Below are 13,467 nucleotides of genomic sequence, written 5' to 3' on the forward strand. Positions count from 1 at the left end.
CCTGAGCGGCGACGCCCTGCCGCCCCTGCGGCCGGTGTGGTGACCGGCTTGCCGGCTGGTCCGCCGCGGTGGTCCGTTGGCCCGCGGCTGGCACGGTGCGGCAGCGTAACGCTGTGCCATTGGCCCAGCCATTTCTGTCTGTGTTGAGCCACCGGGGGTGACAGTGCTGTGATGGTGTCGCGCTGGCGCTGCGGAACCCCGCGGCGTCTTTTTTCATGCTGATTTTTGTTCAGGCTGCACGACAGAAGGGGCGGGGAAAGCTGTGCTGAAGAGGGTGTTCGTGGCTCCGGACCCGGGCCGGCTGCGGTTGCGCAGCGCCACCCGCTCCGTCCTCGGCATCGGGTTGGCGGTGGCCGTCTGCGGCCTCGTTGGTCATTCCCTCGCGGCGGCCATCACCGGCGGGCTCGCCGCCCTGCTCGCCCTGTTCACGGTCACCGACGCCACCGTCCGCGACCAAGCCCGCACCACCGCGTTGCTGCCCGCGATCGGCTTCCCCGTGCTCGCCGTCGCCGCCGGGCTGCACGACTACCCGTTGGCCCGGGACGCGGCCTTCCTCGCCGTCGTGGGCACCGGGGTGTACGCACGTCGCTGGGGCCCGCGCGGCCATGCCCTGGGCGTCTTCGCGTTCATGATGTTCTTCGCGACGCAATTCCTGCACACGGTGCCCGGGCAACTGCCCGAGCTGTACGCGGCCGTCGCCCTGTCCGTGCTCTGCTCCTCGACCGTACGGTTCGGCCTGTGGTGCTACGAGCGGCGGCTCCCCGTGGCCATCGCCCCCGCCCCGCCCGGCGGCAGCCGGCTGGCCCGTACGACCACCCGGCAGGCGATCCAGGCCGTTGCGGGCGGCGCCTTCGCGCTCGCGGTGGGCCAGGTGCTGTCGCACGAGCGGTGGTACTGGGCCGTCGGGGCCACCTGGTGGGTCTTCGTCAACACGGCCTCACGGGGCGAGACGCTGGTACGAAGCTTCCGCCGGGCCCTGGGCACCGTCATCGGCGTGGCGCTCGGGCTGGTGATCGCCGTCCCGCTTCACGGAGCCGCCATCCCCACTGCGGTTCTCGTCGCGGTCTGTGTGTTCGGCATCTTCTACACGGCTGCCGTCTCGTACACCTGGATGATGCTTGCGGTGACCTTGATGGCCGGATTGCTGTACGGGCTGCTGGGGGTGTTGGACCCGGCGCTGCTCGCCCTGCGGGTGACGGAGACCGGCGTGGGTGCCGTGGGCGCCGCACTGGCCGTGCTGCTCGTCTTGCCCGTCACGACCCACGCCACCACCGACGCCTGGATACAGCGGGCCCTGCGGTGTGTGCACGCCTGCACCGCCGAGGCGGCCTCGCGCCTGGCGGGCTCGGAAGCCGCCGACCCCGCCCCGCGCGTCGCCCAGTTGGAAGTGCTCCTTGGCCGGGTTCGCATGTCCCTCGCGCCGCTGGTGCACCCGCTGAGCCCGCTGCGCGCCCGCCGAGCACGCGCCCGTCAGGTGCTTGCGCTGCTTGACGACTGCGCCCGACAGGTCCGCGGTCTCGCTTCCATCGCCGCCGACCCGCAGGCCTCGCACGACGCCCGCCTCATTGCCGCCTGCCAGCGCGTGGAGGCCGCCGTCGAAGCGCTGACCACCCCGGGCCAGGCGCCGCAGATGGCCGCCATCGCCGCGCCGCAACCGCCGGCGGCGGAACCCGCGCTGGTCCATCTGCACGGCCTGGAACGGGCGCTGGCCGAACTCGCCGCCCCACTGCGCAGTTCCCCGCGCGCGCCCCTGGACGCGTGATGCCCGCGTGATGCCCGCGTGATACCCGTGTGAGACACAGCGGCTTAGTGCGGCGGCTGCGCGGGAACCTCGTGCAGTTCCACGGGGAAGTTGTGGGAATCGCCGGGCCCAGGGGCCGCTGACACCCGGGCGGCGATCTCGATCGCGCGCTGGGCGCTGGCGACGTCCACCACCCAGTAGCCGGCCAGCAGCGTCTCACGCCCGTCGTGCGTGCCCTCGGTGACCAGCGGCGGCTCGCCGTCCCTGGCCCGTACGCTGAGCACCTTGGCGGGGCCGGCAAGCCCGCGAGCTTCCACGAGTTCGCCGGCGGCGGCCAGATCTTTGTTGATGCGCCCCATGTGCGCCACCATGGCCCGGAACTGCTCAGGGGAATACTCGGCGATCTCCTCGTCCCACCGCGTACCGCTGCCGAACAACTGCACCATGTATCGGATCATTCACGTCTCCTTGGGCTCCCGCGGAACACCTTCGTGGGAGTCTTCTTTCTGTCCGCGGGGCCCCTCCGTCCTATCTGACGCCCGTACCCGTCGCACGCATCTAGAGCCAAGTGAGCGAACCGGGCATCATGGTCTAGACCTACTGCTACGGTCGGTCCCCACATATCAGCCTGGGAAGGGGCGACATGGTGAGCGGCACGGGCGATGACAGCGATGCGAGCAAGGCCGGCGACGGAGCGGCGCCCAACGGTCAGCGGGCGTACATCGGCTCATTCACCTCCGCGGGCGGCTGGGGCGTCAGCGTCGCGGCGGTCGATCCGACGAGCGGCGCGCTGACGATCAAGCACTCGACGGACATCGTGGAAAACCCCTCCTACCTGGCGCTCGCGCCAGGTAGGGACGTGTTGTACGCGGTGAGTGAGACGGCCGATGGCTACGCCGCAGCGTTCTCCCTGAACGACCCGGACCAGCCCACCCCGCTCGGAGTGCCCGCGCTGGTCGGGGGCGACGATCCGACGCATCTGTCGTTGACGGCGGGCCATCTGCTGACCGCCAACTACTCGTCGGGCAGCGTCAGCGTGCTCCCGTACCTCCTCGATCCTGAGCAGCACATCGCGCCCTGCGGTCTCGCCCAGCCCACCGACGTACGGCGCCACGAGGGCTCGGGCCCCGATCCGCAGCGACAGCAGGGCCCGCACGCGCACACCGTGCTGCCGGACCCATCGGGCCGTTGGGTGCTCGCCGTGGACCTGGGCACGGACACGGTCTACAGCTATGAGCTGGACGACGAGAAGGGCACCTTGCGACCGCACGGCGCTGCACGGCTCACGGCGGGTGCCGGGCCGCGCCAACTCGCCTTCCACCCGGGTGGCGAATGGGCGTACGTCACCAACGAGTTGGACTCGACGGTCACCATCTGCCGCTGGAACGCCACCACAGGCGAGCTCACGCCCACCGACACGATCAGCGTGCTACCAGCGGACGCCGGCAGCCCACAGCGGTCGAACTACCCATCGGAGTTGGTCATCGCTGCGGACGGGCGGTACGCCTGGGTGGCCAACCGGGGCCACGACAGCCTCGCGGTCCTGAACGTGAGTGCGGCGGGCGACCAGTTGACCCTGAGCACCACGGTGGACTGCGGCGGCCACTGGCCCCGTCACCTCACGCTCGCCCCGACCGGCGAGCGGCTGTACGTGGCCAATGAGCGCTCCGGCGACGTGGCGTGGTTCGACATCGACGCGCCAACTGGCGTCCCGGCCTGGGCGGGCTCCGTGGACGCTCCGGCGGCATCGTGTGTGGTGTTCGCCTGAGCGGGCCCGACCACTCAAACCCCCTTGCGGAAGCGAACTGAGCGGGCCGGCAGCACATACTCCGAACGTGCTGCCCTCCCGCCGGAACCGACGCATGGCCTAGGGCCCGGCTTGAGCCGTAAGAAAGCACGGCATCGAGCCGGGCCGTTCGCTGCCGGGCGGTAGACGGCAGTTCGCGCCGGCTGCGTTGCGCGCGGGCGCGGTGCAGCAGCGCTGGCCGCGATCGATGCCGCGGGCCCGGACGGCTCATGGCCGCGGCTGGCCGACCCGGGTAGGCACCGGGGTGCAGGCGTCGGCGATGGCCTGGGTGTCCCAGTAGAAGGGACGGACCTCGGTGATCCTCCCGTCGTGGACGGTGACGGTCTGCAATATCGGGAAGGCCAACTCGCGCCCGGTGGCCCGGGCCCGCGCACGGACCTGGGTGCGCACCACTGCCGTCTCGCCCGTGGCGAGGAACTCCTGCTCAACAAAGTCGAACCGCTCCCACGCCTTGGCCATCGCGCGCATGTTGCCCGCAATCCCTTGGTGCCCCCGCCAAGTGCCGCCGTAGGGCAAGGCGTCAGCCTGGTGCAGCACGACATCTGGGGAAAAGAACGCCAGGAACGCACGGAACGGGGCCGACGCATCGGGCGCGGCCAGGGCCGCCCCGTCGGCTGGCCTAGATTTCTCGGCTGTCCCGGCTGTCCCGGCAGCGAGGTAGGCGGCCTCGGCGGCGTACATGGCGGTGAGGGTGGCTATGGAACTGGGCGTACGGGGGATCGTCATGCCGATCAGCGTGTTCGGTTCCGCGCCGGCATGCTGGCGGCTATCGGACCTCAAGGTCGGTCGGAACAGCACCTTCGCAACGCCTCCCAACGACCACGGCCCACCGCCGCCCCGCCGCGTTCCTTCTGCGGGCGGCTGGAGGCCCGCTACGCGGCGGATGGCGGCCTCGGTGGGGGCGGGCTGGCCACGGCGCCGCCGCAGGCCCTGTGCTGCCTCTCCTGGCCTCTACCGCGCAGCTCGCTGAGGGGGACGCGGGAGGGCCGCGTCGCGGCCGGCCAGTGACCATGTGGGCCCGGTCTCGGTCGGTGACGAAGCGGTCCCGGCCTTGCTCGCGGGAGCCGCAAGGGGGAGGGGCGGGAGGCGCCGGCGTGCGGGGGGTCCCGCACGCCGGTCCCGTGGGCTAGCGGCTCGGCGCGCCCGGCAGCGTGATGCCCAGCGCCGCGGCGTACGCCGACAGCACCAGGCGGCCGACCGCCGGATAGGCGCCCAGCGGCTCGGCTGCCGCGCAGCCCGCCTCCGTGGCCGCGGTCTCGATCCACTCGGCCGATACCTCGGGTCCGATGAGGTACGGGGCCAGGGCCAACCGCTGAGCACCCGCGCCCAGCAACTGTTCCGCGGTGCGGGCGACGGCGCCCTTCTCATCGAGCGCGGCGGCCAGCACCGGCACGGCGAGGCGGGCGGAGAGCAGCATGCCGGTGATGCCGGCCGCCTGCACCGCCTCCGGGCCGCCGACCGTGGCCAGGACGATGCCGTCGGCCGCGGTCGCGACCGTGAACAGCCGAGCGCGGTCCGCGCGGGCCAGCCCCGCCTCCGAGAGACGCACATGCAAAGCCTCGGCGAGCAGGGGGTGCGGGCCCAGCGGGTCGGTGAGCTGGGTGGCGCAACCGCTGTCGCCAACGGCCTGCCGGATGCGGGCCATCAGTTCGCTGTCCGGGCCGGCCAGCAGCGGCACCACGACGGCAGCCGGCCCCTCGGCACTGGCCGCGATCTGCTGCTGCGCGGCCCGCGCCACCTCCGCCGCCGCTGCCAGGGCCTCAGCCGACGCGTCCGCCGGGTCACCGAACGCCGCCTGGCCGTCATCCGCGGCTCCCGTGGCCGCCTGTGTAGCGGCGCTGAGCAGGGCCGCACGCTCATGGGCGGCCCGCGTCAGCACGGCGCCCAGTGGCGGGAACTCCTCGTCGCTTCCCCCCACGTAGCCGATCCTGGCGTCGAGACCGGGCAGCTCGGAACGCGCGATGCTCAGCACCTCATCGACCAGGCTGCGCGTCGCGGAGTCGGGAGTTCCGGGCACGGCGAGCACCAGCGGCGGCGCGCCCACGGGAGCCGCGGCGGGCTCCGGTCGCCGGTGCCGTCCGGACTGGCGAGGTCGTGGCATTCGTACAGGCAGGCCGGACGCCGGCCCTGTCGGGGAACTCATGGCGCCGCATGTTAGTCGCTTGTTGGGTTGTGCTGTTCGGGTGGGTATAACTAGGCCAAATTCATCCCGGTTTATCCGGCGTTTTGGGCCGTGTGTGGGGCGCTGACCGCTATCGACGCGGTGACCGTGAACAGTGCAGCCAGTGCAGCCAGTGCAGAACAGCACAGCCAGCACAGCCAGCACAGACAGCGCTCAGGAACGGGTCAAAACCACTGTGCGAGCGGCTCCTACGAGGCGGCTACAACACCTGGAGCAGCACCCCGTCCACGGGCAGCCGCAACTCATCCGTCGCCAGCGCCGATGCGATCCGCAGCGCCCCGGCCAGCGGGCTTCCGGCCGCCTCCACGACCGGGACCCCGGGCAGCCGTCGAGCCAGCTCATCTCGTACCGGCTTCAGCAGCGGCGCGCCCAGCTGAAAAAGGCCGCCGGTGAGCGCGACCGTACGGCGCCCATCGGCGTCCTTGGACTCGCCGCCTGCGGCTGGCTCGCGCGCTTGCCCGCCCGCCTGCTCGCCGCCTGCGGTCGGCTCGCCGTTCGGGCCTTCCCTGGAGGCGCCCCAGTGGGTAGCTGTCGCGTCCCTGCCGTCCCGTGCGCGGCCCGCACCGGGGCAGACGGCCTGCGCGGCGCGTGCGATGTGGTCCGCGGCCTCGCGCAAGATGGCGGCGGCCACCGGATCGGTGGCCGCGCAGCGGCCGACCTCGGGGGCGAAGGAAGCCAGCACGGCGGGGCGGTCTGGGCGCGGGTACAGCAGCCCAGGCAGCGCTGCGGGCGGCCCGAACACCGCCTCAAGCCGCTGGAGCAGCGGCGTCGAACCGCCGGCGCGCCCGTCGTACGCGCGCATCGCCGCCTCAAGCCCGGCGCGGCCGATCCACGCGCCGCCACCACAGTCGCCCAGCAGATGGCCCCAGCCATCCGCGCGCTGCCAACCGCCGTGTGGGCCGTCGCTGAGACTGCTACCGAGGGCGATCATGCCGGTGCCGGCGGCCACCACAACACCGGGGCGCTGGCCGAGGGCCCCCGCGTACGCCGTGACGCCATCGGCCGCGAGCGCGAGATGGCGAAGGCCGAAAGCGTCCGCCAGCGCCGCGGGTAGCCGAGCGCGCAGATCACTTCCCAAGGTGGCCATGCCCGCCGCGCCCACGCAGCCGGCGTGCACCGTGGTGGCACCGACATCGCGCAGCAACTGTTCGACGGCCGGCAGCACCCGCGCGAGCAGCCCGCCGGCGTCGATGCCGCGCTCCCCGACGCTGACCGGGGTGGGGGAGTGCCAGGTCAGCGGCTGCGCCGCGGGGCGGCCCAGCGGCTCGACGGGGCCAAGGGCGATGCGTACGCCCGAGCCTCCGGAGTCAATGCCCAGCACGTACGGGCGAGCACTGTCGTACGGTTCGGGGTCGGCTGCGCGGCCCGCGGCGCTCGCCGCGGGACCGGGCCGGGGCTCGAAGGCGGACATCGGCTCAGCCGAACCCGCGGGCATCCTGCTTCAGTGCCGTGTCCACGGTCAACGCCGTCGCGACGACCAGGCTCAACAGCGGTTCGGGCAGCTGGTGGTGGATTTGCAGCACGTAGTTGTCCGCGGTGGTGAACATGGTCTTGGCGAGGCCCTCCCAGGTCTTGGTGATCCGGGCGATCTCGCGGTCAGTATGGTCAACGATGGCGAAGTTCCAGGCGCGCCAGTTCTCCGCCTTGATGGCGCCCAACTGCTGACCATTGGCCATAATGGCAAAATTGATCTTGCCGATGACGTTCTGCTGCAAGATCTCGCCGACCGGCTGCCCGTCCGGGCGGGCGACCAGGACCTTGGACTTCATGAACTTCGCCGGCCGGGTCATCACGAGCTGCGGCTGCCCGTAGGCGTCGCGAATCTCCAGCCGGTGCGTCATGAACTGATCGAAGCTGGCGACGAACCGGGCCACCTTCTTCAGCGTGCTCTGCCCGACCTGGACCACTGAGCCGATGGTCTGACCATGCTGGTCGAAGACGCTGTATTCATTGGTCAACTCGATGAGCTTGGCCTTTTGGTTCACCACCAGCACCGGCTCGGTGAACAGCGTGCCACCGCCCTGGCCCGCAGCGGGAGCCAGGCCCGCCTGTTGCTGGACCTGCCGCTGGATCTTCTCGGGCTGGGGGACTGCGGCCTGCTGCTGCACAGCCTGCCCGGGCTGCCCGGGATGGGTGTGCTCGCTCCACTGAGCGCCGTCCCACCAGCGCAGGAGATTCGGAGTGCCCTGCGGGTCGGCGTACCAGCCCGCGGGTGTGTTGGGGTGAGTCGTCATGTCCCGACACTATCGCCCGCTCATCTGATTACGGCCGGTGCGTGGTGGGCGCGGCCATGCCAAGTCGATGACGCGCGGCCCTCCCGAGTCGATGACGCGCGGCCCTTCCGAGTCAGGGCAGGCGCCACTCGACCGGCTGGGCCCCCTGCCGCATCAGCAGGTCATTCGCGCGGCTGAACGGGCGCGAGCCGAAGAAACCCCGATCGGCCGACATCGGCGAGGGATGCGCGGACTCGACCGCGGGCAGCTGGCCAAGGAGCGGTCGCACATTGCGCGCGTCCCGCCCCCACAGAATCGACACCAGCGGCTTGCCTCGCGCGACCAGCGCCTTGATGGCCTGCTCGGTGACCTCTTCCCAGCCCTTGCCCCGGTGCGCTGCTGGCTTGCGCGGGGCGGTAGTGAGCGCCCTGTTGAGCAGCAGCACGCCCTGTTCGGTCCAGGGCGTCAAGTCACCGGTGGACGGGCGGGGATGGCCGAGGTCGGTGTTCATCTCGCGAAAGATGTTCTCCAAACTCCCGGGCAGCGGGCGCACTTCGGGCGCCACGGAGAAGCTGAGCCCTACCGCGTGTCCGGGCGTGGGATACGGGTCCTGCCCGACGATGAGCACGCGCACCTCATCGAACGGCTGCTGAAAAGCGCGCAGCACATGCGGTCCCGCCGGCAGATAGGTCCGCCCCGCCGCGATCTCGGTGCGGAGGAAGGCCCCCATCGCCGTGATGCGGTCGGCAACGGGCTCAAGTGCGTTGGCCCAGCCGGGTTCTACGATTTCCTTCAACGGTCGTCCAGCCACGGCCGTCACTCTACTGGCCCGCACCGTCACTCCTCACCCGACCGCCGCGGCCCCTTCGCGCAAGCCCGCCCCGGTAGGTGCCGGGCGAGTAGCCGCTGGGTGTGGCCCGGCTGCCTCGGTTACGCACGGGTGTGGACCTCCTCGTCCCGCCGCGCCCCCGGCCTGGCTCGGTGATCGTCCCCACCGCCGTGCCCCGGAGGCCGGCCCTGGGCGTCCCCCGGGCCGTAAACGGCAGCTGGTGGCCAGGGCTGGTGCGGGTGCCTGGGCCGGAGCCGTCGTCGCCGGTGGACATGGGGGTAGCGTAATTCGAAGTGTTTCGTAGTACGGTAGTGATCGTACTAAGCGCAGCCGGGTCGGCTGCCCAGGTGAACGGAGTTCTTGTGAGTGCCCTCTTCGAGCCCCTTCGGCTACGGTCGTTGACCATCCCCAACAGGGTCTGGATGTCCCCGATGTGCCAATACAGCGCTGACGCGACGGGTCCGGACGTGGGCGCTCCGGGAGACTGGCACTTTGCGCACTATGGTGCACGGGCTGCCGGTGGCACTGGATTGATCATGGTCGAGGCCACCGCTGTCTCCGCGGAAGGCCGGATCAGCCCCGGGGACCTGGGGATCTGGAACGACAGGCAAACGGCGGCGTTCCGGCGGATCACCTCCTTCGTCAAGGAGCAGGGCGCGGTGCCGGGTGTCCAGCTGGCCCATGCCGGCCGCAAGGCATCGACAGACGCACCGTGGCGCGGCGGCGCGCCTGTGGACTCCGCAGCGCATGGCTGGCAACCGGTCGCGCCGAGCCCGCTGCCCTTCGACGAGGGGCACCCTGTCCCCGCCGAGCTGACGGTCGAGGGAATTCAGCAGGTGGTTGAGGACTTCGCCGCCGCGGCTCGGCGGGCTCGGGAAGCCGGATTCGACGTAGTGGAAATCCACGGCGCCCACGGCTACCTCATCGGCGAGTTCCTCTCCCCGCACACCAACCACCGCACCGATGCGTACGGCGGTTCCTATGAGAACCGGACGCGTTTCGCGTTGCAGGTCGTGGACGCGGTGCGAGCGGTCTGGCCCGAGGAGTTGCCCGTCTTCTTTCGCATTTCCGCAACCGACTGGCTGACGGAAAACCCGGAAGACGAGCGCGAGGGGTGGACGGCCGACGACACCGTACGGTTCGCCGCTGACTTGCAGGCGCACGGGATTGACCTGCTGGATGTCTCCACCGGTGGTAACGCGCCGAAGGCACGAATTGTTGCCGGGCCCGGTTATCAGGTGCCGTTCGCCGAGCGGGTCAGGGCCGAAACCGGTCTTGCCGTGGGGGCTGTCGGAGAGATAACCGAAGCGCGGCAGGCCGAGAAGATCGTCGAGAACCAACAGGCGGACGCCGTTCTCATCGGCCGCGAATTGCTGCGTAACCCGTCATTTGCCCGTCATGCTGCCCGTGAACTCGGTGGCGAAGTAGCCGGGCCGATCCAGTACCACAGGGCGATCTGAAAGCCACGCGGGCGCTATGGGCACCGCGCGGTGAATCCCTCATGCGTGCTGGGTGCTTCGGGAAAACGTAAACGAAGGGTTGTCGGGGCGATGAGCTCGCTCTGGGGCCTTCGTAGCGCGAGATGAGACACGGACGCTTTCGGCGGACGAACGCACCAAGGGGCGCGGAACAGATCTTCGGTCTGTTCCGCGTCCCTTTTTTACGACAGCCCAGGCCCCCCAGTCCGGCAGAGGACCCCGGGCCCCTCAGCCCGGTCCTAAGGGTGAACCCGTGGCCGCTGTGCGGCCGAGCAGCCCCGTTTCCGCCGTGCGCCGAAGCAGCGGCCGGCGCCGCCAAGGCCGGAAGCTACCGGCTTCCGGGCCCCGCGCCGATCGCTGCCCGACGATGGCCCACCGAAGCCGACAGGGCATTAGGTTAGGCTCACCTAATGCACGATGGGCCCAACCTCTCCCCTTCCCTCTCGCAAGGAGAAGTTCATGCGCCTGGCGATCGAACGGGTCAGCACCCAAGACGGCACGAACACGCCTCCCCGCGGACTCTTCCCGACCATGGTCAGCCGCCCCACCAGCAGGCCATGACCGATCCCCACGCCGGCCTCGCAGCCGACAACGACACCGCCTTCGCCGCATTCGGGCTGCCCGGCACACCGGGCACCGACGAGTTCTGGGCGGCGGCGCGCACGCCCGTGTCAATCCCCGCCGCCGACGGTGGTTGGCTGACGCTGTTCCTGTGGCGCGGGTCTGCGGCCAGCGTCGGCTTCGAAAGCTGGTCACCGCCCATCGCGCTCCGCAGATGGGCCGATACGGACTGCTGGTACGCCGAAGTGCGCATGCCCGAGCGGCTGCGCGTGACGTATCAACTCCTCACCGACGACGCAGCGTACGCCGACCCGTTCAACCCGGTCGGCGCGGGCGCTGACCGCTCCATCGCCGCGACCCCTGACGCCCCGGCCCAGCCGCACTGGCCCGCCATCGGCGCGGACGATGTCCTGCCCCTTCCCCGCACCCGGTTGCGCTGGCCCAGTGAACGGCTCGGTGGACGGCGCACCGTGCGCATCCACCCGGCGGGCGGCGGCGGACCGGTGGTCCTGCTGCTGGACGGCGACGATTGGCTGCACCTGCACCCGGCCATGACCGCGTTCGACGCGGCCGTCGCCAGCGGTGAGATGCTCCCCGTCACCCTCGTCTTCCTACCGGCCAAGGACCGGCAGGCCGAGTTCGGGTGCAGGCGCGAGCTGTGGGAGGCGGTCCGGGACGAACTGCTGCCGCTGGTGGCGGAATCCGGCGTACGGGCCGACCTGGACCGGCTGGTGGTCGCCGGGCAGAGCCTGGGCGGGCTGAGCGCGATATACGCGGCGTTGGAGTTCCCGGACCTGGTCACCCGCGTCGCCTGCCAGTCGGCGTCCCTGTGGTGGACACCCGACGCCATGGACCTGGCGGACCCCATGAGCGGCCCAGTCGGCGGCGCCATCGCCGCGCGCCTGCGCCAGGGCCCCGACCTGTCCGCGCTGCGGTGCGCGTTCGACGTGGGGGAGCACGAGACGGGCATGCTGCCCCACTGCGAACTGGCCGAGACCCTGACCGAACAGGCAGGTGCAACGGTGCGGGTTTCGCGCTCGCCCGCGGACCACGACCGGGCCGGCTGGCGGCACGCCCTGCTCAGGGATGTCGCGTGGGCTCTCGCTTGAGCGGTGGCGGTCGCGGTGGCACGGCCGGGCGGCGCCTGACTGACTGGCGGACGGAGCCCTACGGCGTACAGCCTGGGCGGGTTTGCAGCGCCGTCCAGAGATCAAGCGCTCTTTTGCCGCAGGAGTGCGCGCGCTCGCTCGTGGGTGTGGCGTGCAGTGGCGTTCTTCCGGTAGGGAGCCAGGCACGTCACAACGGACCGTACGCGGTCGTCTACCCGACCCGAGTGCATGGCGGGGTAGGAGTCCAACACGCCGGACCACGTGGCGCAGGCGGCGTCCAGGTGGCCTACCTCTAGCTGCCGCTCAGCCAGCAAGCCGCCGAAGATGAGCCCTGATCGGTGGCTGTCCTTCTCGCCGCGGAGCCGGAAGTGATCCTGAAGCGACTGCACGCTTCCCTTCACGTCGCCGAGCTCATACCGCACTTGGGCTGTGTGATAGGCGAGCGTCGAGACGCTATACCCACCCGTGGCAGCGCCGGTGGAACTGTTCGCCTGGTCGATAGCGCGCTCCGTCTCGCACAGGCTGTGCAGTGCGTTCGTCTTGGCGCCCGTCATGGCATACCCGTGCGCCTGCTGACCGGCCATGAACGCGCGCATGTAGGGAGTTGACGAGGGAGCGGCGTCAGCGGCGGCGTTCGCGTACCGAGCAGCATGAGCACCGTGGCCCAGGTTCGCCGCCTGGACGCTGATGCCCCGAAGGACGTGGCAATACGTCATGTGGTCGTCAGCGGCGCCAGCTAATTCCAAACCCTTGATGTAGTACCGCTGCGCCAGCCGGTGAAGCCCTTCATCCATCGCCATCCAACCGGTGAAGTAGCAAACCATCGCGGCGGACGACAACATCGCCTTGCGAATGTGATCAGGGGCGGAGGCCCTGAGATACGGCGCCACCGTGCTGACGAGGAACGCGCTAGCCATGGGTCGGGCGTACTGCCCGCCGAACGCCCCGTCGATCTCCTGTAGACGATCAATCATCGCCTCCACTGAATCGACTTCGGCTTGGCCGATAGCCGCGTGGGGGTTGCTTTGCACCGCGTACGCACGCCCCACCACGTCCTGCCATCCGGGGACGGCGAGCGCCACGGAGAACAGACCCGCGCCCACTACATGACGGCGTGACGCACTCACGTATGCCCTCCCCAGGTCAACGAGATCGTCCACCACATCACTACCCGGTCGCGCGTTCGCACTACCCTCTGGCCGTGGAAAGCCGGCGTCTTCCAGGGTGAGCGCGCGCCCAAGGCGGCGCGCCAGCGCTTCCACGATGAGCCGCCGGATGGGGAGCGGCGGAACGGTGCCGTTCAGCCATGCCCACGCGGCCTGTGGGCTGTACGCCTTGGGCGTGCCGCGTTCGGTACACAGCTTGTTCACCTGCTGGGCGAACTGCCGGAGCGTCCATTCGGTTTCTCGAAACAGTTGCTCCAACGACGTGTTGGGCACTCGCTCAGCCATGACCACCCCTGCATGTGACGCGGATGGGAATCCCGTTGGACGCCACAGTACCGCTGTGCGTAGCGGCACGGTTGCTCAGCGCGAGCGGCAAGCCCC

Annotated in this window: 11 protein-coding genes; 4 read left to right on the plus strand and 7 right to left on the minus strand. The window is 70.6% G+C overall.

Going from position 1 to position 13,467, the window contains the following annotated elements; translation table 11 throughout:
* Positions 1-262: 262 nt before the first annotated feature.
* Positions 263-1,762, plus strand: a complete 1,500-nt coding sequence (locus FHS42_RS26550; RefSeq protein ID WP_184576228.1) for an FUSC family protein — start codon at positions 263-265, stop codon at positions 1,760-1,762.
* A 44-nt stretch (positions 1,763-1,806) separates the two neighbouring features.
* On the opposite strand, the gene FHS42_RS26555 is transcribed toward FHS42_RS26550, so the two are convergent.
* Positions 1,807-2,199, minus strand: a complete 393-nt coding sequence (locus FHS42_RS26555; RefSeq protein WP_246495434.1) for a YciI family protein — start codon at positions 2,197-2,199, stop codon at positions 1,807-1,809.
* Between the two features lie 185 nt (positions 2,200-2,384).
* Here FHS42_RS26555 and FHS42_RS26560 point away from each other — a divergent pair, with 185 nt between their 5' ends.
* Complete coding sequence (locus FHS42_RS26560; protein ID WP_184576230.1) at positions 2,385-3,509, plus strand: lactonase family protein; 1,125 nt, start codon at positions 2,385-2,387, stop codon at positions 3,507-3,509.
* A gap of 246 nt (positions 3,510-3,755) precedes the next feature.
* Here FHS42_RS26560 and FHS42_RS26565 read toward each other — a convergent pair whose 3' ends face one another.
* The 5 genes from FHS42_RS26565 to FHS42_RS26585 all read right to left on the minus strand — a co-directional run bounded on the left by FHS42_RS26565 (position 3,756) and on the right by FHS42_RS26585 (position 8,754).
* Complete coding sequence (locus FHS42_RS26565; RefSeq protein WP_184576232.1) at positions 3,756-4,274, minus strand: nuclear transport factor 2 family protein; 519 nt, start codon at positions 4,272-4,274, stop codon at positions 3,756-3,758.
* A 400-nt stretch (positions 4,275-4,674) separates the two neighbouring features.
* Positions 4,675-5,691, minus strand: a complete 1,017-nt coding sequence (locus FHS42_RS26570; RefSeq protein WP_184576234.1) for a sirohydrochlorin chelatase — start codon at positions 5,689-5,691, stop codon at positions 4,675-4,677.
* 238 nt (positions 5,692-5,929) lie between these two features.
* Positions 5,930-7,051: an N-acetylglucosamine kinase gene (locus tag FHS42_RS26575; RefSeq protein WP_312867049.1), complete on the minus strand. Its 1,122-nt coding sequence runs from the start codon at positions 7,049-7,051 to the stop codon at positions 5,930-5,932.
* A 94-nt stretch (positions 7,052-7,145) separates the two neighbouring features.
* A complete protein-coding gene (locus FHS42_RS26580) occupies positions 7,146-7,964 on the minus strand; it encodes an LURP-one-related family protein (protein WP_184576238.1) in 819 nt (272 codons plus the stop codon).
* A gap of 112 nt (positions 7,965-8,076) precedes the next feature.
* Positions 8,077-8,754 carry a uracil-DNA glycosylase gene (locus FHS42_RS26585; RefSeq protein ID WP_184576240.1) on the minus strand — a complete coding sequence of 226 codons (678 nt, stop codon included), beginning with the start codon at positions 8,752-8,754 and terminating at the stop codon, positions 8,077-8,079.
* Positions 8,755-9,134: 380 nt separating this feature from the next.
* Here FHS42_RS26585 and FHS42_RS26590 point away from each other — a divergent pair, with 380 nt between their 5' ends.
* Complete coding sequence (locus FHS42_RS26590) at positions 9,135-10,232, plus strand: NADH:flavin oxidoreductase/NADH oxidase (RefSeq protein WP_184576242.1); 1,098 nt, start codon at positions 9,135-9,137, stop codon at positions 10,230-10,232.
* Between the two features lie 575 nt (positions 10,233-10,807).
* On the plus strand, positions 10,808-11,920 hold the full coding sequence (locus tag FHS42_RS26595) for an alpha/beta hydrolase-fold protein (RefSeq protein WP_184576244.1): 1,113 nt from the start codon (positions 10,808-10,810) through the stop codon (positions 11,918-11,920).
* 101 nt (positions 11,921-12,021) lie between these two features.
* On the opposite strand, the gene FHS42_RS26600 is transcribed toward FHS42_RS26595, so the two are convergent.
* On the minus strand, positions 12,022-13,371 hold the full coding sequence (locus tag FHS42_RS26600) for an NsdA family TPR-like regulatory protein (protein WP_184576246.1): 1,350 nt from the start codon (positions 13,369-13,371) through the stop codon (positions 12,022-12,024).
* Between the last annotated feature and the right edge of the window lie 96 nt (positions 13,372-13,467).

This window comes from Streptomyces zagrosensis (genome assembly GCF_014203645.1).
GTDB classification, from domain to species: domain Bacteria; phylum Actinomycetota; class Actinomycetes; order Streptomycetales; family Streptomycetaceae; genus Streptomyces; species Streptomyces zagrosensis.